At 69.0% G+C, this 20,900-nt stretch carries 22 protein-coding genes and 1 tRNA gene; 8 read left to right on the plus strand and 15 right to left on the minus strand.

The genetic code is table 11. From position 1 onward, the window contains the following. Positions 1–441: 441 nt before the first annotated feature. The 12 genes from GA0070610_RS26335 to GA0070610_RS26390 form a co-directional block, all read right to left on the minus strand. Positions 442–1,656 (minus strand): beta-ketoacyl [acyl carrier protein] synthase domain-containing protein, encoded by a 1,215-nt coding sequence (locus GA0070610_RS26335; protein WP_157747239.1) that lies wholly within the window; start codon positions 1,654–1,656, stop codon positions 442–444. A gap of 56 nt (positions 1,657–1,712) precedes the next feature. Then, positions 1,713–3,275: an amino acid adenylation domain-containing protein gene (locus GA0070610_RS26340; RefSeq protein ID WP_172896599.1), complete on the minus strand. Its 1,563-nt coding sequence runs from the start codon at positions 3,273–3,275 to the stop codon at positions 1,713–1,715. 214 nt (positions 3,276–3,489) lie between these two features. Then, positions 3,490–3,786 (minus strand): hypothetical protein, encoded by a 297-nt coding sequence (locus tag GA0070610_RS26345; protein ID WP_231925819.1) that lies wholly within the window; start codon positions 3,784–3,786, stop codon positions 3,490–3,492. A gap of 138 nt (positions 3,787–3,924) precedes the next feature. Further along, positions 3,925–4,416, minus strand: a complete 492-nt coding sequence (locus GA0070610_RS26350; RefSeq protein ID WP_089002535.1) for an anthrone oxygenase family protein — start codon at positions 4,414–4,416, stop codon at positions 3,925–3,927. A 113-nt stretch (positions 4,417–4,529) separates the two neighbouring features. Beyond that, positions 4,530–5,615 (minus strand): Gfo/Idh/MocA family protein, encoded by a 1,086-nt coding sequence (locus GA0070610_RS26355; protein WP_089002536.1) that lies wholly within the window; start codon positions 5,613–5,615, stop codon positions 4,530–4,532. 1 nt (position 5,616) lies between these two features. Next, complete coding sequence (locus tag GA0070610_RS26360; RefSeq protein ID WP_089002537.1) at positions 5,617–6,678, minus strand: Gfo/Idh/MocA family protein; 1,062 nt, start codon at positions 6,676–6,678, stop codon at positions 5,617–5,619. Next, the gene (locus GA0070610_RS26365; protein ID WP_089002538.1) at positions 6,675–7,562 is read right to left on the minus strand and encodes a sugar phosphate isomerase/epimerase family protein; all 888 of its coding nucleotides are present in this window, start codon (positions 7,560–7,562) and stop codon (positions 6,675–6,677) included. Before GA0070610_RS26365 ends, GA0070610_RS26360 begins: the two co-directional genes overlap by 4 nt. A 29-nt stretch (positions 7,563–7,591) precedes the next feature. Then, a complete protein-coding gene (locus GA0070610_RS26370) occupies positions 7,592–8,434 on the minus strand; it encodes an ATP-binding cassette domain-containing protein (protein WP_089002539.1) in 843 nt (280 codons plus the stop codon). Further along, the gene (locus tag GA0070610_RS26375) at positions 8,431–10,212 is read right to left on the minus strand and encodes a dipeptide/oligopeptide/nickel ABC transporter permease/ATP-binding protein (protein WP_089002540.1); all 1,782 of its coding nucleotides are present in this window, start codon (positions 10,210–10,212) and stop codon (positions 8,431–8,433) included. Before GA0070610_RS26375 ends, GA0070610_RS26370 begins: the two co-directional genes overlap by 4 nt. Further along, complete coding sequence (locus GA0070610_RS26380) at positions 10,209–11,150, minus strand: ABC transporter permease (protein ID WP_089002541.1); 942 nt, start codon at positions 11,148–11,150, stop codon at positions 10,209–10,211. The genes GA0070610_RS26375 and GA0070610_RS26380 overlap by 4 nt, the downstream gene beginning before the upstream one ends. 81 nt (positions 11,151–11,231) lie before the next feature. Further along, the gene (locus tag GA0070610_RS26385; RefSeq protein ID WP_157747240.1) at positions 11,232–12,752 is read right to left on the minus strand and encodes an ABC transporter substrate-binding protein; all 1,521 of its coding nucleotides are present in this window, start codon (positions 12,750–12,752) and stop codon (positions 11,232–11,234) included. Between the two features lie 74 nt (positions 12,753–12,826). Next, positions 12,827–13,963 (minus strand): ROK family transcriptional regulator, encoded by a 1,137-nt coding sequence (locus GA0070610_RS26390; RefSeq protein ID WP_197697770.1) that lies wholly within the window; start codon positions 13,961–13,963, stop codon positions 12,827–12,829. A 551-nt stretch (positions 13,964–14,514) separates the two neighbouring features. Between GA0070610_RS26390 and GA0070610_RS26395 the strand changes: the two genes are divergently transcribed. The 7 genes from GA0070610_RS26395 to GA0070610_RS26425 all read left to right on the plus strand — a co-directional run bounded on the left by GA0070610_RS26395 (position 14,515) and on the right by GA0070610_RS26425 (position 18,400). Beyond that, positions 14,515–14,586 (plus strand) — tRNA-Lys (locus GA0070610_RS26395). Positions 14,587–14,739: 153 nt separating this feature from the next. Further along, positions 14,740–15,015, plus strand: a complete 276-nt coding sequence (locus GA0070610_RS26400) for a type II toxin-antitoxin system Phd/YefM family antitoxin (protein WP_089003754.1) — start codon at positions 14,740–14,742, stop codon at positions 15,013–15,015. Further along, positions 15,012–15,269 carry a Txe/YoeB family addiction module toxin gene (locus tag GA0070610_RS26405; protein ID WP_089002543.1) on the plus strand — a complete coding sequence of 86 codons (258 nt, stop codon included), beginning with the start codon at positions 15,012–15,014 and terminating at the stop codon, positions 15,267–15,269. Before GA0070610_RS26400 ends, GA0070610_RS26405 begins: the two co-directional genes overlap by 4 nt. A 244-nt stretch (positions 15,270–15,513) precedes the next feature. Further along, positions 15,514–16,065: a hypothetical protein gene (locus GA0070610_RS26410; RefSeq protein ID WP_157747241.1), complete on the plus strand. Its 552-nt coding sequence runs from the start codon at positions 15,514–15,516 to the stop codon at positions 16,063–16,065. Continuing rightward, on the plus strand, positions 16,065–16,799 hold the full coding sequence (locus tag GA0070610_RS26415; protein ID WP_157747242.1) for an HAD family hydrolase: 735 nt from the start codon (positions 16,065–16,067) through the stop codon (positions 16,797–16,799). The genes GA0070610_RS26410 and GA0070610_RS26415 overlap by 1 nt, the downstream gene beginning before the upstream one ends. 47 nt (positions 16,800–16,846) lie before the next feature. Beyond that, a complete protein-coding gene (locus GA0070610_RS30730; RefSeq protein ID WP_157747243.1) occupies positions 16,847–17,134 on the plus strand; it encodes a hypothetical protein in 288 nt (95 codons plus the stop codon). A gap of 825 nt (positions 17,135–17,959) precedes the next feature. Further along, positions 17,960–18,400, plus strand: coding sequence for an ATP-binding cassette domain-containing protein (locus GA0070610_RS26425; protein ID WP_089002546.1), 441 nt, complete (start codon positions 17,960–17,962; stop codon positions 18,398–18,400). A gap of 15 nt (positions 18,401–18,415) precedes the next feature. Here GA0070610_RS26425 and GA0070610_RS26430 read toward each other — a convergent pair whose 3' ends face one another. Both GA0070610_RS26430 and GA0070610_RS26435 read right to left on the minus strand, forming a co-directional pair. After that, the gene (locus GA0070610_RS26430) at positions 18,416–18,787 is read right to left on the minus strand and encodes an ArsR/SmtB family transcription factor (RefSeq protein ID WP_089002547.1); all 372 of its coding nucleotides are present in this window, start codon (positions 18,785–18,787) and stop codon (positions 18,416–18,418) included. A gap of 143 nt (positions 18,788–18,930) precedes the next feature. Continuing rightward, the gene (locus GA0070610_RS26435; RefSeq protein ID WP_089003755.1) at positions 18,931–19,260 is read right to left on the minus strand and encodes an ArsR/SmtB family transcription factor; all 330 of its coding nucleotides are present in this window, start codon (positions 19,258–19,260) and stop codon (positions 18,931–18,933) included. 62 nt (positions 19,261–19,322) lie between these two features. On the opposite strand from GA0070610_RS26435, the gene GA0070610_RS26440 reads away from it, so the two are divergent. Then, the gene (locus tag GA0070610_RS26440; RefSeq protein WP_197697771.1) at positions 19,323–20,432 is read left to right on the plus strand and encodes a flavin-containing monooxygenase; all 1,110 of its coding nucleotides are present in this window, start codon (positions 19,323–19,325) and stop codon (positions 20,430–20,432) included. On the opposite strand, the gene GA0070610_RS26445 is transcribed toward GA0070610_RS26440, so the two are convergent. Next, positions 20,404–20,781: an ArsR/SmtB family transcription factor gene (locus GA0070610_RS26445; RefSeq protein ID WP_089002548.1), complete on the minus strand. Its 378-nt coding sequence runs from the start codon at positions 20,779–20,781 to the stop codon at positions 20,404–20,406. The two genes, GA0070610_RS26440 and GA0070610_RS26445, sit on opposite strands and share 29 nt — an antisense overlap. Positions 20,782–20,900: the final 119 nt, after the last annotated feature.

Consider the following 20,900-nt stretch of genomic DNA (forward strand, 5'->3'; position numbering starts at 1 on the left):
ACCCCTGTCGCTACTTTGTGCTCCTTGACTGCAACGGGCAGGATCTGATAGAGGACCGACGGCATCACCTATATATTTGGCAACACCATCTATAGTTCTGGCGACATCACCTATAGACGCAGCGACGCGCAGAACCAGCGCGCCTACGGCATGTCGGAACGATATCGCCCCGGCATCGTCGTCGGGGGACGACGACCGCCCGCCGGACGTGCGGCTGGCGATCACAGGCCGGCACGTGAGCGGCACTTTCCGTCTTCCACCACGGCGATGCCGGCAGTCGGAGACACGGCGGCATCGTCGCCCAGTCCCTTCCCGCCCGGCCATTCCCGCCCGCCCGCAACCCCACTCGACACACGTGCTCGCCCGGCCGCTTCGGCACCCGCACTCAGTAGACCGGCATCCGCAGGCCGCGTAATTGGTGGCCGGAGCGAGACAGGCTCCTCACAGCGAATTCCAGACCGATGTCCCCCTGGGCCGGGAGACGATTGCGTGAGCGTTCGTTCCGGAAAGACCGAACGCGCTGACGCCCACATTGTCGATCTTGTCAGGATGGTCGAACTCGCCGAATGCCGGCCGGATGTTGTGCTCTGCCCAGGGGATCAGCTCACTGGGTTGGCCCGTGCCCGTCCTGCCGGGTGGACGCTGATTCTCGAGGACCTCGATCGCGACCATCAGGGACAGCAGCCCTGATGCCGACTCAAGATGCCCGAATCGGGGCTTGTTGGATCCGATGAGCAGCGGGGATTTGCGGTCCGCAGTGCGATAGGCCGCCGCGAGTGCGGCGACTTCGATGGGATCCCCGAGCGGAGTCCCCGTCCCGTGCGCTTCGATGTAGTCGATCTCGGAGGCGTCGAGTCCGCTCATGCGTAGTGCGCGCTCGAGCACGTCGCGCTGTGCTTTGAGATTCGGGACGGTCAGGCCCGCGGTGCGGCCATCGTGGTTGACCGCGCAGTGCACCCGCCCGAGCGAACGCGCCCCGGAACCCTCGGGCGCGAGAACCACAGCCACGACACCCTCACCAATGGTGAATCCGTCGGCCCTGGCGTCGAACGCCCGGCAACTGTTGGACGCCGAGAGCGCCCCTGTCACCGCGCGGATCATCTTTCCGAAATCGCTTCGCACCAGGTGGCTCGCGATGACGAGCGCGAGATCGGCGTCGCCGCTGACCAGCGCCATGATCCCGTGGCGGAGGGCGACGAGCCCGGAGGAGCACGTCGTGTCGACCTGCCAGCTGGGGCCGTGGAGGTCGAACGTGTAGGAGACGCGGCCCGCGGCCGCCCCACGGACATTGCCGATACCGAGATACGACCGGTTCCTGTCGGCGATCTTGTCCACGTCGAGTGTGTGCACGAAGTCCGATTCGCTCATCCCGACGAACACGCCGGTCTGGCTGCCCGCAAGGTCCGTCGGGTGGATACCGGCGTCCTCCAGGGCGCGCTCGGCGCAGTCCAGGACCAGCAGGTGCTGCGGATCCATGACCCGGGCCTGACGTGGAGCGATCCGGAACCGAGCGAAGTCGGTCCGGAGTTCGTCGTCAGAGAAGGCGATGGCCCGGTCACCGTGGTCTTCGTCCTCGAACAGTGCCGCGCCGAAATCCGCCCGGCTCCGCACGCCCCCAGGAAGGAACATCGACGCTCCGACGACGTGTACGTTCATGCTTTCCCTCTCTACCGTCACCCCCGGCCGACCGGGACACCGACCCGAACGCCGTCCTAGTTGACGCCGCGCCTGATCGGTATCGCAGAACTGACTCGGTCACTCGCGAGCGCGAGTCTGGTCGCGTCCAGCTTTCCACTCAGCGTCAGCGGAATATGCTCGAGCACGGTGAAGACTCGCGGTATCGCCGATACCGGCAGTTCTTCCCGAAGGTGGCTCCGCAACGACTTCGTATCCGGCGGGCTGGCCGGATCTGCCGGGATGACGTACGCGCTGAGACCTGTGCCGTTGTCGTGGACGACCACGGCGTTACGCACATCCGGGCATCGCCGCAGCGCGGCCTCGACCTCGCCGAGTTCGATTCGCTGACCGTGAATCTTGACCTGGCGATCGTTACGCCCGAGAAACTCGATGTCGCCACTGGCGAGCCGGCGAACCGTGTCACCGGTTCGATATGCGATCGCGGGTCGCGCGCCGGCGGTAGACGATCCGAGCCACGACGGGAGCGGCACGAAGCGCGCACGGGTGGCGTCCCGTGACCCCAGATAGCCCAGGGCCACGCATTCTCCCCAGACCAGGAGTTCCCCTGTTTCACCCGGACGCACCGCGCGGAGGTCCTCGCCCACTACTTCGACCGACACTCCGTCGATCGGTTTTCCGAGCGGAACGTGAGCGCTCGAGCGATGCTCCTCTCGGCGTGGATCGACCGCGTAGGTCAGCACCCCGATCGTCGTTTCGGACGGGCCGTAGTGATTGAGCACTTCGCACGTGCCATCCTGCGCCACCTGGTCGACGAGATCCCAGCTCAGAGGCTCTCCACCGAAGATCATGAGCTTGCGGGGGAGAACATCGCGGGCACCGTGGTCAAGATGCACCGAAATGTGCGACGCCGTCGACTTGAGCACGTCAACCGAGTGCGCACGCATGTAGCTTCCGAATGCCAGCGGGTCCATCATGGTGGGCTTGTCCACGAGATGCACCGTGTCGCCCGAGACCAATGCCGGAAAGATCGCCGTGTGGCCCAGATCGGTCGCAAAACTGGTCACGCTGGCGCACGACAACGGAGCGCCTACCGATCTGACCTGATCCAGCACGGAGGAAAGGAACTGCGAGTAGTTGTTGAGGGCACGGTGCGGAACAGCTACCGACTTGGGCGCACCTGTCGTCCCGGAGGTGAAGACGATGTAGGCGGCATCATCGACGTCGGGCGAGGCCAGCTCAGGGCCGGGGCCCGTGTCCTCGACGGTCGAGATGCGCAACGTCGGAACGCCTTCGGCAGCGTACGCCGCATTCGCCTCCCCCTCTACGACGAGCCACGTCGCGAGGGAAGCGCGAATTTGTGCTCGACGACGTTCAGGCGCCTCGTCAACATCGACGATCGCGAACGGTGCCCCGATCCACATCGCCGCGAGCGCCGTGATGATCTGGGGAGTTCCACGACGGAGCGCGATGGCTGTGATATCACCATCGAGCACTCCGCAACGCTGCATCTCGCCCGCTGCGGCTGCCACGCGCCGGACGAGCGCGCTGTAGGTCAGCGTCCCATCTTCCGCCACCAGCGCGGCACGCTGGGGATACAGCTGAGCATTCTGCACCAGCGACCGCATGATCCAACTCATCGTCATGAACCTACCGGTGAATCGGGCGCTCCTGTCAAGGAAGACGACGCCACCACCACCGCCCCGGCCTGTCGGACAGGATGTCGGTCCTACCCGAGCGGGAAAGCCCAGCGGCAGTGAAGAAGGACCCTGCTGCTGCTCGGCGGACAGCCGACTCCGGTCGATCTGAGGTCCGCACCAATGACGGTCGAGGTCAAGGTCGCGATTGTGACCGTCAAGGGCGGGGCGAGTGGCGGACCCAGCTCTTCTGCCCGCCCCGGCGGCGGCCGGCGGAGGCGGCCAGACAGCGTGGGCAGATCCGGCCGACCGGATCCGCCCCGGTGAGCACGTCCGTCGAGGTGTACTCGAACCGCACGTGCGGGAAGCGGCGCAGCCGGGTCCGGCTGAGCGGCAGCCCGCAGACGGTCTGGTTCTGCCCCGGCAGCCAGGCGTGCACCTCGCCGGCCGGTTCCCGTACGCCTTCGGGGCCCGTCTCCTCGCCGGAGGCCGCCACGGCCGGGGTGCTGCTCATCCTCATCCGGACACCATTCCCCGACGCCGACCGCCCATGCCTGCCGCCTCGGCCGCGCGGTCGGCCGGGTGCTCCGCGAGCCGCCCTTGCGGGGCCCGACCCGCGAGCCGCCGTGGCGGCGGCCCGGCGCGGCGTCGCTCAGCCCCGCCCGGCCAGCAGGGCGGCGATCAGGCAGGCGAACGCGGCCACCGAGGAGATCGTGCGGACGATGTTCCCGCGCACCCAGGTCGCCTCGAACCAGGCCCGCACCTCGCTCAGGTCGGCGACCCGGTCCACTGGACCGGCGGCCTCCAGCCGGTTGTTGAGCGGCACGTTGAGGCCGACGGTGACGCCGAAGGTGACCAGATGGCAGGCCAGCGCGGCGACGGTCCAGAGCAGGACCGGCCCGCCCCGGGTGAGATGGGTGGCGACGGCTGCGGCGAGCAGTGGCAGCGCGCCGAGGAAGGCACTCAGGAACCAGCCGTTGAGAATCTTCCGGTTGATCGATTGCATGGTGCCGACCAGCGTCCGGTCGTCGGTGGCGGCCAGCCCCGGCATCACCGCGCAGGTGAACGCGAAGAACAGCCCCGCCACCAGCCCGGTCGTCAGGGTCGCCCCGGCCAGAGCGGCGGTACGGATCGTCTCGGTCATGGGTGGTGGCCCTTCCCCGTCGTCGTTCCACCAGTCAACCGGACGTCACCCCTCCCACCCACGACCGCGCCGCCCCGCACCCCTCACCCGCTCCTCACTCGGCGACACCCACGTCACGTTTGGTGGTGGGTCTCCAGCCTCGAACTGATCGTCGTGAAACCCCCGCCGTCCCGGGCGGCGGCGGCGATGGCCGTGAGCACCTCGAGGACGTGGAGCCCCCGTGTCGCCGAGGCCAGCGCGGGCTGCCCCGCCAGGATGGCCCTGGCCATCTCGACCAGGCCCATCCCCATGAATCCGTCGGAGTCGCGTGGGCCGGGGAGCACCTCGACGAAGTCGGTGCTGCCCGCTGCCGTGAGCAGCACGGGGCCGCCCCACGAGTTGGCCTGCGCCGCGACGATCGTGCCCTCGGTGCCGTGGATCTCGAGGTGCGGCGTACGCGTCGCCACGACGTCGAAGCTGGTCACCAGCATGCCCGTGGCCCCGCTGGCGAACTCCAGGACGCTGTTGACGTGGGTGGGCGTCTGCACGCTGAAGGTCGACCCCGCGCGGGGTCCGGCCAACACGACCCGCTCGGTACGCGCGGTCGCGCCCAGCGCCCCCACCCGGACGATGGACCCCATGAGTTCGGTCAGGACGGTGAGGTAGTACGGACCGATGTCGAACAGGGGCCCGGCACCCTCCTGGTAGAGGAACTCCGGCTCGGGGTGGAACCGTTCCGGCCCGGCGTTCATCATGGCGGCGTTCACCGAGGTCGGGGTGCCGATCGCGCCTTCGGCGAGCAGTGCGGCGCAGGTCTGCGCCCCGACGCCCAGGAAGGTGTCCGGAGCGGTGCCGACCTGCAACGACCGCGCCCGGGCGGCCTCGACGATCCGGTGACCGTCGGCCATGGTGGTCGCCAGGGGTTTCTCCGTGTAGACGTGCTTGCCGTGCTCCAGGGCCCGCAGGGTCACCTCGGCGTGCGCCCTGGGTGGGGTCAGGTTGAGGACCAGGTCGATCTCCGGATGGGCCAACAGGTCGGCTACCGGGTGCACCTCCGGCACCGCGTGGGCAGCGCCGAGCGCCCGCGCGCGCGCCGGGTCGGCGTCGGCGCAGGCGACGACGGTGACCGCCGGTTCCCCGGCGACGTTGGCCAGGTAGCGGGAACTGACGTTCCCGCACCCCACGACCCCCACCCGCACCGACGCTCCGATACCGACCATGTCACGAGAGCCTGATCTCGTGGCCGGCCCGCGCCGACTCGTAGATCCCGTCGAGCATGCGCATTATCTCCGTACCGTGGGAGACGGGTGCCACCTGCTCGGCCTCGCCCAGGCACAGCGCGACGAAGTGCGCGATCTCGTTGGCGAACCCCTCCGCGAAGTCGAAGCTGAGGTGGTCGATCTGTGGCCCCACGTTGAGGACGGTGTCGTGCATCTCGGTGGCGATCCGCAGCTGGGGTTCGAGTTCCGCGCCACCGCGCTCGCCGAACACCGCCACTTCGAGGCGGTCCTCGAGCGCGTGCAGGGAGTAGCTGGTCTCCAGCGTCAGGGACGCCCCGTTGTCGAACCGGATGAAGGCCGCGGCGAAGTCCTCGACGTCGCTCCGGGTCGGGTCGTAGTCCGCGACCTTGTACCGCGACAACGACGTGACGTTCGCCCGGTTGCCCAGCCGGGCGTGGGTGACCGCGCTGACCGTGACGGCCCTGGGGGTGCCCATGAAGTACCAGCAGAGGTCCAGGACGTGCACGCCGATGTCGATGAGCGGTCCCCCGCCGGACCGCTTGTGGTCCGCGAACCACCCACCGGGGTTGCCGAGTCGTCGGATGTTGGTCGCGCGGGCGTGGTAGACGTCGCCCAGCAGCCCGCTGTCCACGAACGACTTGAGGACCTTGGCGTTCGCGCCGAACCGCCGGACGAAGCCGACCTCCAGGTGCCTGCCACTGCGCTCGACGGCCTCGACGAGCGCCTCGGTCTCACCGGCCGTACGACTCAGGGGCTTCTCCACCAGGACGTGCTTGCCGGCGTCGAGCGCCGCCGTGGCGATCTCCGCGTGGCTGTCGTTCCACGTGCAGATGCTCACCGCGTCGATCTCGGGGTCGGCGAGCAGGCTGTCGAGCGTCGGGTGCACGCGGGTCACGCCGAAGGTCTCGGCCTTCTGCGCGCTCCGCTCGTGGTTGACGTCGAACACCCCGACGAGGTGGACGTCCGGGTTGGCGGCGTACGCGCCCAGGTGCATCTCCGCGATGCTCCCGACGCCGATCACGCCCACGCCGAGCCGGCTCACTTGGCCGCCTCCGCTTCGGCGAAGAGCCGCTTCGCGTTGGCGAGACCGATCGGGTTGGCCATCAGGCACTCCTCGATGCCCTCGAACTCGATGGACACGAAGCCGTCGTAGCCGGCGTCGACGATGCCCCGCACGATCCTGCGCATGTCGAGGTCGCCGTAGCCGACGATGGAGCCGAGCAGGTAGGTGCCGCCCGGGGTGTGGTGCCAGCCGTCGCCCGGGTACTGCGAGCGGACGTAGAAGTCCTTCAGGTGCACGATGCTGGCGTACGGGGCGTTCTCGGCGACCGACACCACCGGGTTGTCGTCCACCGACATGAAGTTGCCGACGTCGAGGGTCGTCTTGAAGTTCGGCTCGTCGACGAGGTGGATGAGCCGGCGTACGCGCTCACCGCCGTTCATCAGCAGCCCGTGGTTCTCCACGCTGGTGGTGATGCCGTACGGGGCGGCGTACCGGGCGATCTCCTTGCACGCCTCCACCATGCGGGGCAGCAGCGCCTCGAACTCGGCGACGTCCTTGGCCCGGTGGGCCCACTTGGCGACGTCGTGGCGGAAGAGGGTGATGTCCAGCGCGGCCGCCACCTCGATGTGCCGCTTGACCCGCGCCATGTTCTTCGCCGCGTCCTCGCCGAGGAGGTCGGCCGGGACGACGAGGTTGGACAGGGTGACGCCCTGGTCGGCCGCGCGGGTCTTGATCTCCTGGACGAATCCGGGGTCCTGGTCGAGGGTGGAGGTGTCGTTGGAGATCTCCGGGGAGAGCGACACCGTCGCGATCTCCATGTGGGTGGCGTCGCTGGCACCGATCCAGTCGATGACCTCGAGGAGGCTCATCCGGCCGGTGCGCAGGTGCTGGTAGAAGGAATAGGAGCTGAAGCCGAACTGCACGGGTACTTCCTTCGGTCGGGTTGGAGGGGTCAGGAGGAGAGCGCGGCGTACTGGCGGCGTCGTTCCGCCTGGCGTGCCGGGTCAGGGATGGGCGACGCCATGAGCAGCCGATTCGTGTACGCATGGCGCGGTCGCGACGTGACGGTGTCACCGTCACCGGTCTCCACGATGCGGCCCTTGAGCATGACCGCGACCCGGTGGCAGATGTAGCGGACCACCGACAGGTCGTGGGAGATGAAGAGGTACGCGACGCCGGTCTGCTCCTGGATGTCGATGAGCAGGTCGAGGATGCGTGCCTGGGTGGAGAGGTCGAGGGCGCTCACCGGCTCGTCGCAGACGATGAGTCGGGGCTTCAGCGCGAGGGCGCGGGCGATGGCGATCCGCTGCCGTTGCCCGCCGGAGAACTCGCGCGGGTACCGTCGTCCGGCGTCGGCTTCCAGGCCGATCTGGCCCAGCAGCTGACCGATCCGCGCGGAGGCTTCGGCCCCGGGCACCCCCTGCGCCCTGAGCGGCTCGGCGAGGATGCTCTCGACGGACATCGCCGGATTGAGCGACGAGTACGGGTCCTGGAAGACGACCTGGATGTCCCGGCTCAGGGCCCGGCGGGCGCGTCGGTTCGCCCGGGTGATGTCGGCCCCGTCGAACGTGACCGTGCCGGCGCTGATCGGGGCGAGCCCCAGGAGCGCCCGGCCCAGGGTCGTCTTTCCCGAGCCGGACTCGCCGACCAGGCCGACCGTCTCTCCCGCCCGGATCTGCATCGAGACGTCGTGCAGCGCGTGGAAGGACGGACTGCGCCATCGGGACCCGCGATAGACGACGTTGACGTCGCGGACGTCGAGCAGTGGGGCGCCGGAATTGTCGCGGGTGCTCATGACTGCGCCTCCTGAAGGTCGTCGCGCGACCGCCGGGGAGGGGCGTCCTCCAGGGTCGCGTCCAAGAGCATGCGGGTGTACTCGTGCTGTGGGTTGGCGAAGAGTTCGGCGACCGGTTGCTGCTCGACGACGAGGCCGTCCCGCATCACCGCGACCCGGTCGCAGAGGTCGGCGACCACACCCAGGTTGTGGGTGACCAGGATGAGGCCCATGTCGCGCTCCCGTTGCAGGTCACGGAGGAGTTCGAGGACCTCCGCCTGGACCGTGACGTCGAGGGCGGTGGTCGGCTCGTCCGCGATGAGCAGCTCGGGATCGCAGGACACGGCGCCCGCGATGAGCACCCGCTGTGCCATTCCTCCGCTGAGCTGATGGGGGTAGGCGGCGAGCGTGCGGGCGGGGTCGGGAATGCCGACGCGTTCGAGCAGGTGCAGGGCCCGCTCGGTCGCGGCCTTCCTGGACAGGTTGAGCTTGCGCCGCATCGGCTTCGTCAGTTGGGCACCAATGGTGAAGGACGGGTCCAGGTTGGACATCGGCTCCTGCGGCACGTAGGCCATCTTCGGCCCGCGCAGCTTCTGCAACTCGCCCTCGCGCAGCCCGATCAGGGACCGCCCGTCGAGGGAGAGGTGCCGGGCGGACACGGAGGCATCGGGTGGCAGGAGTCCGAGGATCGCGAAGGACGTCTGGGACTTCCCGGAGCCGGACTCCCCGACCAGGCCGAGCACCTCTCCTCGCGCGACGTGCAGCGACACGCCCCGCACCACGTCCTTGGTAGCTCCGTCCTCGGCCACGTACCGCACCGACAGGTCCTCGACGCGGAGCAGGGTGTCCGCGGGGAGGGCGGTCGCGGGCGTACGGGCGGTTTCGCCCTGGGTGATCGTCGTGTCGTCCCGGCGGGCGGACCGCGCCGCCCGCTCGGCCTTTGGTTTGCGGCTGACCCCCAGCGAATCCGCCAGGGCCGTGCCGAAGAGCACGAGTGCCATGACCGTGCAGCCGATGGCGACGCCGGGTGCGATGACCAGCTCGGGCGCGCGTTGGAAGTTCTGGAAGGCGTTGCTGAGTTCGCCACCCCAGCTGGGGCGCTGCGGGTCGCCGAAGCCGAGGAACTCCAGACCGGACTGGACGATGATCGCCATGCCGAAGATGAACGAGGACCGCACGAGGACCGGCCCCAGCACCACGGAGAGCACGTGGCGAAAGATGATGCGCAGGTCGGACAGTCCCGCGACGCGGGCGGCGTCGAGGTAGAGCTCCTCGCGCACCGCGATCACGGCGCTCCGGGTCAGCCGGAAGATGTCCGGCGACGCCAGCACGCCAAGGGTGATCATCGTCGGGGCGAGGCCGCTGCCGAGGGAGGCGATGACCACGATGATGATGAGGATCTCCGGCAGGGACATCAGCATGTTGAAGATCCAGCTCGACACCCCGTCGAACCGCTTCGCGTGGTAGCCGGCGAGGAGACCCGCGGGAATCCCGCACAGGAGAGCGACGGCGACCATGATCGCGCCCGCCTGGAGGCTCACCCGGCCGCCCCACAGGAGGCGGCTGAGGATGTCCCGCCCGTTTCCGTCCGTGCCGAGCGGGTGGTCGCCGCTCGGCGGGCGGAGCGCCTCCGAGAGCACCACCAGGTTCGGGTCCTGCGGGGCGAGCAGCGGCGCGAGGATGCTCGCCACGACGATGGCCAGCAGGACACCGCCCGCCACCACGCCCATGGGGTTACGCAGGAAGGAGCGGAATCTCCTGGCTGTCAGGCCCGCGCGGGCCGTCACGTCGGCGCTCATGCGTTCCGTACCTTCGGGTTCAGTGCGGCGTAGAGGATGTCGACCGCGAGATTGACGAGTACGACGACGAGCACGGTGAAGAGCAGGACGCCCATGATGACGGGGATGTCGCTGTTGCCCGAGGCGTTGATGGCGACGGCGCCGATGCCTTGGAGGCCGAACACCCGCTCGATGATGGCGGCGCCGCTCATCGCCGCGATGAACTGCAGGGAGAGCATCGTCAGCGCCGGCGGAGCCGCGTTGCGCAGGACGTGGGTGAGCAGGATGTCGCGCTGCGAGAGACCCCGGCTGCGCAGCGTACGGACGTAGTCCTGGCTGTTGACGGTGATCACGGAGTTCCGCAGCTGTTGGGCGATGGCGGCGATCGAACCGATCGACAGCGCGACGATCGGCAGGGTGATGGACCAGAGCCACCCGCCGGGTGAGTCGCCCAGGTGGACGTAGCCCGTGGCGGGGAACCAGCCCAGTTGCACGGCGAAGACCAGGGCCAGGATGATCGCGACCCAGAAGTTCGGAAGGCTGAAGCCGAGCACCATGAACACCTGGAGTACGCGGTCGAACGTCCCGGGTCGGGTCGCCGCGAGCAGCCCGAGCACGACACCGAGGACCGCGGCCACCAGGACGGCACCCAACGCCAGGGAGACGGTGACCGGCAGCCGCGTCACGATGAGGTCGCTCACCTCGGCGTTCTGCGCGGACGAAACCCCCAGGTCACCGCGTACGACCCCGCTCAGCCAGCTCAGATACTGCTCGACGAGCGGCCGGTCGAGGCCGAGCTGCTCCCGCTTGACCGCGACCTGTTCCTCGGTGGCGTAGAGGCCGAGCGCCCCCCGGGCCGGATCGGAGCCGGTGAGCATGAGGAAGAAGAACATCCCCGTCACGACCGAGAACGCCAGCAGCAGGCCCGTGGCCAACCGCCGACCGATGAAGCCCAGCATGCCTGCTACCTCCTAGATGAGCTGTAGTGATCCACCGGATGGGCCGGCCCGTCGTCCGACCCATCCGGGGTTGATCGGCGGTTACTTCGCCGGGGCGAAGAAGCGGAGGCTCGGCATGAGCTGCGCCTGCTGCATGGTCACGTCGATGTCCGACTTGAACAGGTAGACGTTCTCCTGCGTGACGATCGGCGCGAACCAGGCCTGCTCGACGAGGTGGGTGTTCAGCTCCTTGTAGAGAGCGGCCTGCTTGTCACCCTGCGCGGCCGGGATCTCCTTGAGCAGCCGGGTGACGGTCTCGTCGGTGTACTTGAAGTTGTTCCACAGCGACGTCGGGGTGAGCTTGTTCAGCACGTCCGTCCACGCCGGGATGTTCGTGGAGAACGAGAGCATGAACGCCGGCTGGCCCTTCAGGGTCTCCAGGCCACCGTTGGCGAAGCCGTTGACCGGCACCTGCTCGACCGTGATGCCCACGTCGCCCAGGTACTGGGTGACGATCGGCACCAGCGGGGACATGAAGCCCTCGCTGTACGAAACCTTGATCTTGAAGCCGCTGCCGTAGCCCGCCGCGGCCAGCAACTCGCGCGCCTTCGCCGGGTCGTACGGGTAGCGCGCGTTCAGCTCCGGGACCCACGCCTCGCTGGACGGGTTGAAGGTCTGGGTGGATACCTGGCCGAAGCCGCCGTAGTGGGTGTCGAGGATGGCCTTGCGGTCGAGCGCGTGGTTGATCGCCTGCCGCACCCGCACGTCGCCGAGTGCCGCCGACGCCTTGCCGGCGCGGTCCTGGAGGATGATGCCCTGCCACTCGCCGGGCACCGTCTTGACGGTGAGCCCGTCGGTCTTGGCCTTCGGCACCATGTCGGGGGTGCCGTACATGAACTGGATCTGGCCGGTGGCGAGCGCGTTGTACCGGGCGGTGAACTCCTCGTACGGGCGGATCACGACGTTCTCGAAGGGGAACGCCTCGCGGTTCCAGTAGCCGTCGCGTGCCTTGAACGTGTACTTGACGCCCTTCTCGGAAGCGCCCGAGTCGTACGTGTAGGGCCCGGAGCCCACCGGGTTGGAGGCGATGGTGCCCGAGCTGAGCGCCGTGGGGCTCGCCATGTATCCCAGGTACGTCGCCAGGGCGGCCAGGAGGCCGGGGCTGGGCTCGCTGAGGTGCAGGCGCACCGTGGCCTTGTCCACGACCTCGACGCGCTCGATCGCCCGGGCCGCCTCGGAGGCGCTGCCCGCCCCCTTCTTGCGCGCTTCGAGGTTGACCTTCACCGCGTCGGCGTCGAAGGCGGCGCCGTCACTGAAGGTGACGCCGTCGCGCAGCTTCAGGGTGAGCTCGGTGAGGTCGGCGTTGTACTCGTACGCGGTGGCCAGGTTGCCCTCGATCTTCGACTCGGGCGTCTTGCGGAGCAGCGGGTCGTAGACGGCCTCCGCGTAGTGGATGACCGCGCCTTCCTTCATCTCGGCGGGGTCCCAGGTCAGCACGTCGCCGTTGTTGCCCAGTACGAGCTGGGACGAGCCTGCTTCATTCGCCTGCCCGCCACCGCTACAACCGGCGAGGGCGAGAGCGACTACGGCAAACGCTGCCGTCAGCGTGCGTGTCAGTTGCACCGTGTTCCCTTCTATTGCTGCAAAGCCAGCGCCGGTCGGCGTCGCTCCAGGTGACGGGGATCGGATCGTGCGGTTCAGGCGATCCCGAGTTGTTGGCTCATGACCATGGCGGTCGCGCCGCGCAGGACGATGTCGTCGCCGAGCTCCGAGAGCCGCAGGACGATGTCGCCGTGGACCTCGGTCAGGGCGCGCTGCCGGATGGTTTCCATCGCCGCGGCGGCCAGCGGTCCTTCCAGCACCCGGTGCGGCCCGCTGAGGACGATTTCCGAGACGTTGATGGCGGCCACGATCGGGGCCAGCACGGAACCGAGGGCTTCGCCAGCGGCGGCGAGGACCCGGGTGTGCTCCGCATCGGTACGGGCTTCCGAGAGGTCTTCCTGGATGCGCCGGGTCGACAGCCAGGTCTCGAGACAGCCGAACTTTCCACAGACACAGGCCCGCTCGCTGCCGGTGTCCACGACCACGTGGCCGATCTCGCCGGCCGCGAACCTGCTGCCCAGGACGGGCGTCCCGCCGAGCAGCAGACCCGCCCCCACGCCGACGCCGACCCGCACGAGGAGGGTGTCCGCCGCGCTCTCGCCGTAACTGCGCTCGGCGAGCGCGGTGGCGTTGGCGTCGTTCGACACCACCACAGGGCAGGCGAAGTGCCCGGTCAGCACCGAGCGGAGGTCGAGGTCCTTCCACCCCAGGTTGGGTGCGCTGAGGACGACGCCACCGAGGTCCACGATTCCCGGGGTGCCGATGCCGATGCCGAGCAGCGGCGCCGTCACCTGTTCGCGCAACGCCCCGACGAGACCGACGACCTTCGCCAGCGCGTCGGCGCCGGTGCTGCCCTCGATCTCGACCTGCTGACGAGCCACCACTGATCCACCGAGGTCGAACACGGCCCCCCGGTAGAGCGTCGAGTGGCTCAGGTCCACGGCGACCGCCTGATAGGCGTGCTCGTTGAACTCGAGCATCATCGCCGGCTTCCCGGGCCGCGTCCCCGCCCGCGTACCCACCTCGACCACGAGGTCGTCCGCGAGGAGGTCGCTCACGACGTCCGAGACCGAGACCCTCGTCAGCCCGGTGCGCCGCGCCAGATCCGCCCGGCTGTGCGGCCCCTCCCGGTAGAGCATGCGCAGCAGCAACTCGCGGTTGTGCACGCGGGCCTGCTCCGGGAGCACCTTCTCGCCGGAGCGGACCCGGGCCGGAACCCGGTCTCGCCGCACGGTCCCCACCGCGCGGCCCTGTGGCTCCGGCGGCGTGGTCCCCGTCTCATCAATGCACGTCACACGGTTAGTACAGGCGGCTAACAAACCGCCGACAAGAACGCGGCTCGCGTTGTTCCCAAGTTGTTACATTCCCATGGCCCGGTTTTTGCGGCAGCTTCGACCAGCCAACACCCCTGGTGGAGCCGCCGGTAACGGCGCTGGGCGAGCCCACCAGCGCGCCGGCGAGCCCGCACGGCGACGAGGAGGGACACCGCGGGCGCCGACTCTCCGATAGGGTCCCACCGGAGGATCGCCAGCCTTCTTCGGCATCGATCACCGGACCACGTCCGGCCCGGCCTGCCAAGATCAAAAGGCCTCTGCGGGCCGCGGCCAGGAGGGCAGTTGACCTCCCGGCACCGTCCGCGCCGCCCGGCCTGACTCTTCCCGTACGCCCGGAGGCGCCGCCGTGGCCGGGCGACGAGGCGCGCTCCTCCCCTGAGCTGCCGGTTCTTCCTACGGCACGAAAGCCGAGAGTCGCAACCGGCCGCCTTCCGGTAACCTGAGCGCGCGGGCCGCTAGCTCAATGGCAGAGCTGTGGACTTTTAATCCATAGGTTCAGGGTTCGAGTCCCTGGCGGCCCACTCCTCCGCAGGTCACCGGCCCCTTCGCGGGGCCGCTTGCACCGTGATCTTGGCTCGTGCAGCAGCACCCGTGGAGCCACCGTCAGGTCGACCAGGGACGAGACGCAGGTCCGTCCGACGTACAGTTTCCTGTACCTACCCCCGGAGGTGGTCATGCGGACCGTGAACTTCACCCAGCTACGGCAGAACCTGGCCGCCGAACTCGACAGCGTCATCAACGACGCGGAGGAAGTGGTGGTGACCCGGTCGGGCCACGAACCGGTGGTCATCGTGCCGCTTGCGGAGTACGAGGCGATGAAGGAAACCGAGTACCTCCTCCGCAACCCGGCCAACGCCGCAGCCCTGCGCCGCTCGATCGCGGAGCTTGAGGAGGGCGACGCGGCCGAGCGGGACCTGGTCGACCCGGCCACGGTGCGGGACGTCACGTGAGGCTGGTCTTCACCGCGACGGCCTGGAACCAGTACCTCAGCCACACCGACCGAAAATTGGTCAAGCGCATCAACGACCTCATCGCGGACGTGATGCGCAACGGATACGAGGGCATCGGCAAGCCGGAACCCCTTCGGGGAGAGCTGTCCGGCTTCTGGTCCCGCCGGATCGATCGCGAACATCGGCTGGTGCATCGGATCACCACGGACGACATCGAGATCATCGCCTGCCGCTACCACTACGGCGATCGATAGCGGACCGGGCTGGAGTTAGGAACGTCGGTTGTCCCGACCGAGTCCGTACGTCCTACCGGTCGAAGCGCGCTGCCGGGTCCAGCGCCACTGTGCAGATGTTGGGCAGTGGCACGCTGACCACGGCGACCTTCCTTCCTGCCGCTTCGTGCCACGCATTCCGCACAGCAACCCGCAGCGGCTGCAGCCGCATCCCATGAGTGAGTGCCACTGAGCACAGCGACCAGACTCCCGCAGGCATCCACGGTTGTCGGCCGGTCTGGTGCCCTCAGTCCAGCAGCCCACCGGTGCGGCGGGACAGTTCGTCACCTACGACAAGTCGGTGGTGTCGCCACATGACGGCTCGGTTCTCGGGCTGCCGTTCGCGGTAGCGGTCGGGCATGTCGGGCGAGCGATGGCGCCGGAGCTGGCGGATCTGCCGGCGCGGCCGAGCGTCGGCAAGGACTTGTTCTGGCCTGCGGATTTCGCTCGCGCCTTTGGTTCCCGGCCGGCTTCAGCCACGCCGCTGCACGGTGTGGTGCTGTGCGAGGCCGACTTCGCGGCGTCCCGTATCGAGGTGCTGACCGACGTCGACCAGGACGAGCGGCGGATCGCCCTGGAACGCGACATGACGGACTTCGGCGACGCCATGATCCCGCAACGGCTGAGGACCGGCCGCACGCGGGACGCCGAACTGCCATCGCTTCCGGCCGAGTGGTCGGTGATGCCCTGGGTCCGGCCACGGGGAAATCCATGGACCATGACCCGCGATACCGTGAGCGCCGTGCGGACAGCGTTCGACTTCCAGAGAGTCGTGTGATGACGATGCGGGTGAAAGCCGTCCTGCTGGACCTAGACGGCACTCTGCTGGACCACAGGGGTGCCGCGGAGAAGGCATTCCTCGCCGCCTGCCTGCAATGGCTTCCCGACCTCGACGAGGAGGCGCGGTACGCGGCTCACACAGAGTGGCAGCGGCTGGAGGCCGTCCACATGCGGGCGTACTTGGACAAGACAATGACCTTCCAGGAACAACGGCGGGCTAGGCTCCGCGGTGTGCTGTCCGCCTATGGACGAGACACCGGAGCCGTGAGCGACGACCAAGCCGACGACCTCTTCACGATCTACCTGCGCCACTATGAGAATTCCTGGGCAGCGTATGGCGACGTCCCGGAGGTGATGCGTTTCCTCGGCGGGGCACCCGCCGGTGTGGCGGTGTTGAGCAACGGCGATCGCGCGCAGCAGGAAGCTAAACTGGCCTCGCTCCGTCTCCCCTCGACGCCACCGCTGTTCACGCCCTCCGACGTCGGTGCTTCGAAGCCGAATCCCACAAGCTTCCTCGGCGCCTGCGAGCGGATGGGCTGGGAACCCTCCGAGGTTCTGTACGTCGGTGACGATCTTCAGGGCGATGCCTTAGCGGCCGCCGCCGCGGGATTACGGGGATGCTGGCTGGACCGGCAGCAGACGTACGGGGCCGCGGCGCCCGAGGGCATCCTTCGCGTACACAGCCTGTTCGACCTTGCGACGGCCGACCTCTTCGACCGGAGCACGGCCTAGCTGTGCTGCTATCGGTTGGGGGAGGCGTAGGACGGAGAGAAACCAGAATGTCCCCGGCAAAGAACCACAAGGGATGGCTGATTGCTGCCATCCCGATCGCCCTGTACTTGACGGCGCTTTTCGTCCCGCTCATTTCGCCCTTTGCGCGATATCCGATCTATTTCATAAAATGTGGCGGCCGCCCTGTAGTGGCGACGGATTTTGCAGCGGCTTACACGTACCGTGCACCCGGCAACGACGACTACGGCGTGGACGTTCTGGTGACAGATTTCTTCTGCACGGAGGCCGAAGCCCAGTCTGCAGGATTCAGTCGGAGCGATCTGCCAGCCCGGTGACTACCGCCGTGCCCGTTGCTGGGCGCTGGAGGCCAAGGCGTCGGAAGGTCGTCCGTGTCCACTCGGCCAACCCGGCAGGTGCGGGCAAGATGGCCCAGGCCCTGCGACGGTGGGGAGACCAAGTCCGGATCGCCTCCAAATCCAAAGCAGTCGTCCCCCTGACGAGGTGACCGGAGTCTCGGTGCGGCCAACGCGACGAGATCGGGCGCTCGGTGGTTACCTTCGCCAGGCGGAGCCGTCAAGATCAGGGATCGGACCAGGGCACCCGATACCCGGAGGCGTCACCATGACCCCAGACGAGGCTGAGCAGCAGGCGAGAATCAGATTCCTCCTCGCCGGGACGGCGTTCTTCCGCGCCGGGCAAGTGGCGGCGTGGGTCGGGGTGACCTACGCCCTCGTAGCGTTGGTTCAGCGGGTCAGCGGCTGACAGCCCGGGAACCTCGACGGCGCAGACGACCGTACCGCGCGATGCTTCCACGATCACGAGCCTTCCGGCCGGGGCAGCGCCGCAGTTCTGGTGAACCTGCGGGCGAGGTGTGCGAAGGCCTCGTTCAGTTCGGCGGGGCCGACGACTTCGATGTCGGCGTCGTCGGGCGATGGTGGCCGCGAGGCTGGGCCAGGACCAGGAACCGAGGGTGAGGCGGCAGCGGCCGGGGCCGGCCTCTTCGAGGATGCCTTCGCGGGTGTACTGGGCGACCGTGGTGGCGGGCAGGTCGAGGATCACCGTGCCCTGGCAGGGCCACCCGCCGCCGTCGCCCGCTCCACGGAACGTGTCGACGAGGTAGGTGGCGACGTCTCCGCCGGGGAGTTCGCGTGGGGTGAAGCGTGCTGCGCCACCACGACCCGAGCGCCGGACAGATCACCGTCGGCGGCGTGGACCTGCGCGACCTCGGCGACGCCGACCTGCGGCGCACGGTCACCGTGGTGCCGCAGGACGTCCACCTGTTTCCCGGCTCGATCGCCGACAACATCCGGCTGGGCCGCCCGGACGCCACCGACACGGAGGTTCGTGCCGCAGCCGGCGCCGCCCAGCTCACACCGTTCCTCGACGCGCTACCGGCCGGTCCGGACACGCCGGCCGGTGAGCGGGGGGCGGCACTGTCCGGCGGTCAACGGGCCCGGGTCGCCGTCGCCCGGGCCCTGATCACCGGCGCACGGGTGCTCGTCCTCGACGGCGGGCGGATCGTCGCCGACGACGCCCCTGAGCAGCTTCGCAGCCGGGGAGCACTCGCCGCTGCGGTCCGGGGCGGGGAGGCTGATCCGTAGCTCCGACGGGGCCAGTCAGCGGGTCTTCTTCGTCGCCCGCTTGCGGGGTGGCGTCAGCAGGTCCGCGATCGCGGCGATCGCGGACGGCACCAGGCGGTAGTACGCCCAGACGCCACGCTTCTCACGCTCGAGCAGACCGGCCTCGGTGAGGATCCGAAGGTGGTGACTCACGGTGGGCTGGGAGAGACCGAGCGGCGCGGTGAGGTCGGTCACGGATGCTTCGCCCTCCGGCGACGACTGGATCAGGCTGAGCAGTCGCAGCCGGGCCGGGTCGGCGAACGCCTTCAGCACTCCCGCGAGCCGCTCGGCATCGGCACGATTGATCGGCTCGCCGGCAAGGGGCGACATGGCAGGCGTCGTAGTCTTCGCAGTTCCCACGTCTTGCATCGTTGCAGCAACACCACCCGTAGGCCGGTCAAACGAGGGCTGGATCACGACAAGTTCCGCAGGAGGCGAACAGCGAGGGTCGCGGCGCGGCGGCTCGTCCGGGTGCAGAAGGTACGGCCAGCCGGGAGCGCTTGACGGTGTCGTCAGCAGCAGGTCATCAGGTACGACTGGAGCTCGGCCAGCGCCGCGACTGCGCCGTCGCGGTCGGCCCGGTAGTACACGGTCTTGCCTTCGCGGCGCGAGGTGACCACGCGCCCACGGCGCAGCAGGGTCAACTGCTGCGACGCCGTGGCCTGACTGATGCCCGCGAGCTCGGCCACCTCCCCGACCGACAACTCGGCGCCCCGCGCGAACAGCATCATGATCCGCTGTCGCGTCGGGCTGCCCAGAGCCTTCAGGAACTCCTGGGTGTCCAAACCCAACCCGGTCGGCCCGGCGCTTCGCGCCCCGGCTGCGGGTGTCGAGTGGTCCATGGCTCCACCCTCCCGCACCACCTTCATATTGTCATTCAACGAAAAGACAATATGATGTCGAGGTGAGCGCCTCCCCGGAACCTGTGATCATCGTGGGCGGCGGCCAGTCCGGCCTCGCCGCCGCTCGTGCCGCCCTGTCCGCGCGCCTGCGCCCGGTCGTACTCGAAGCGGGGGAGGAGTCGGTCGGCTCGTGGCCGGACTATTACGACAGCCTCACCCTGTTCTCCCCGGCGCGCTACAGCGCACTGCCCGGCAGGGCGTTCGACGAGGGGGATCCGGACCGCTACCCGACGCGCGGCGAGGTCGTCTCCTACCTGCGCCGCTACGCCCGCCACCTCGACGCCGACGTCCGTACCGGCGTCGGTGTCACCGCCGTGCGGCAACGCCGGGGCGGCGGCTACCTGGTGCACACCCGCGCTGGTGATGAGATCGCGGCGGCGGGCGTGGTCGCCGCCAGCGGCTCCTTCGGCAACCCGCACCTGCCGGAGCTGCCCGGTCGCGTCGAGTACACCGGCGAGGTGCGGCACGTCGCGCGCTACCGGCGGCCCGAACCGTATGCCGGCAAGCGGGTCGTCGTGGTCGGCGCCGGCAACTCCGCCGTCCAGGTCGCCCACGAACTGGCCCCGCTCGCGAGGGTCACGCTGGCGACCCGGGCGCCGGTCCGGTTCGTGCCCCAGCGCATCCGCGGCCGGGACCTGCATCACTGGCTCCACGTCACGGGGGCGGACCGCCTTCCGCGCCCGGTGCTCACCCGCCTGATCCGTCATGCCGCCGTGCTCGACACCGGCGTCTACCGCGACGCCATCGCCTCCGGCCTGCTCCCCCGGCGGGACATGTTCACCGCCTTCACCCCCGACGGCGTCCGCTGGCCCGACGGCACGTCCGAGCCGGTCGACGCGGTCATCTTCGCGACCGGCTACCGCCCGAACCTCGGCTATCTCGCCACGCTCGGAGCCCTGGCGCCCGACGGCACGCCCCGGCAGATCAGCGGGGTCTCCACCACCCATCCCGGGCTGGTCTACCTGGGGTTGGAGTTCCAACGGTCGTTCTCGTCGAACACCCTGCGCGGCGTCGGCCGCGACGCCGCGTACGTCGTCGCCGCCATGGCCGAGGGCCTGCGCGGTGCGGGGCTCGGACCGTGGCTCAGGCGTCGGCGGCCGGTTCGACGGTGAGCAGTGCGGCGAGTTGGCGCAGGATGACGGGCCGGGCCCGGTAGTACACCCAGGTGCCCCGCCGCTCGGCATCGACGAGGCCCGCCTCGCGCAGCGTCCTGAGGTGGTGCGAGATGGTCGGCCCGGTCAGGTCGAACGCGGGCGTCAGGTCACAGACACAGGCCTCCCCGCCCTCGGCCGACGCGATCATCGACATCAACTGCAGTCGCACCGGGTCACCGAGCGCCTTGAACGCCGGCGCGAGGACAGCGGCGGCCTCGGCCGGCACCCGGCGCTGCGCCAGCGGCGGGCAGCACGGCGTGTCGGCGGTGAGGTCGAGGACGGGAAGCGACGCCGCTTGCTTTGACATCCCTCTAGGTTGACAGGCGTCTAATCAGCGTGCAACTCTCTGCTTCGACAAACGTCGAGACAGGCACCACGGAAGGGGACCCCATGCACGGCCCGGCGGTCGGCGGGAGCACGGTCCTG

Origin of the sequence: Micromonospora echinofusca, assembly GCF_900091445.1 — a bacterium.
GTDB classification, from domain to species: Bacteria; Actinomycetota; Actinomycetes; order Mycobacteriales; family Micromonosporaceae; genus Micromonospora; species Micromonospora echinofusca.

What these genes read in the sequence shown, in the direction of transcription:
- GA0070610_RS26335 (WP_157747239.1), bottom strand. Translation starts at nt 1,656, where the DNA reads ATGAACGTACACGTCGTCGGAGCGTCGATGTTCCTTCCTGGGGGCGTG.
- GA0070610_RS26340 (WP_172896599.1), bottom strand. Translation starts at nt 3,275, where the DNA reads ATGAGTTGGATCATGCGGTCGCTGGTGCAGAATGCTCAGCTGTATCCC.
- GA0070610_RS26345 (WP_231925819.1), bottom strand. Translation starts at nt 3,786, where the DNA reads ATGAGCAGCACCCCGGCCGTGGCGGCCTCCGGCGAGGAGACGGGCCCC.
- GA0070610_RS26350 (WP_089002535.1), bottom strand. Translation starts at nt 4,416, where the DNA reads ATGACCGAGACGATCCGTACCGCCGCTCTGGCCGGGGCGACCCTGACG.
- GA0070610_RS26355 (WP_089002536.1), bottom strand. Translation starts at nt 5,615, where the DNA reads ATGGTCGGTATCGGAGCGTCGGTGCGGGTGGGGGTCGTGGGGTGCGGG.
- GA0070610_RS26370 (WP_089002539.1), bottom strand. Translation starts at nt 8,434, where the DNA reads ATGAGCACCCGCGACAATTCCGGCGCCCCACTGCTCGACGTCCGCGAC.
- GA0070610_RS26375 (WP_089002540.1), bottom strand. Translation starts at nt 10,212, where the DNA reads ATGAGCGCCGACGTGACGGCCCGCGCGGGCCTGACAGCCAGGAGATTC.
- GA0070610_RS26380 (WP_089002541.1), bottom strand. Translation starts at nt 11,150, where the DNA reads ATGCTGGGCTTCATCGGTCGGCGGTTGGCCACGGGCCTGCTGCTGGCG.
- GA0070610_RS26400 (WP_089003754.1), top strand. Translation starts at nt 14,740, where the DNA reads ATGCGGACCGTGAACTTCACCCAGCTACGGCAGAACCTGGCCGCCGAA.
- GA0070610_RS26415 (WP_157747242.1), top strand. Translation starts at nt 16,065, where the DNA reads ATGACGATGCGGGTGAAAGCCGTCCTGCTGGACCTAGACGGCACTCTG.
- GA0070610_RS30730 (WP_157747243.1), top strand. Translation starts at nt 16,847, where the DNA reads ATGTCCCCGGCAAAGAACCACAAGGGATGGCTGATTGCTGCCATCCCG.
- GA0070610_RS26430 (WP_089002547.1), bottom strand. Translation starts at nt 18,787, where the DNA reads ATGCAAGACGTGGGAACTGCGAAGACTACGACGCCTGCCATGTCGCCC.
- GA0070610_RS26435 (WP_089003755.1), bottom strand. Translation starts at nt 19,260, where the DNA reads ATGGACCACTCGACACCCGCAGCCGGGGCGCGAAGCGCCGGGCCGACC.
- GA0070610_RS26445 (WP_089002548.1), bottom strand. Translation starts at nt 20,781, where the DNA reads ATGTCAAAGCAAGCGGCGTCGCTTCCCGTCCTCGACCTCACCGCCGAC.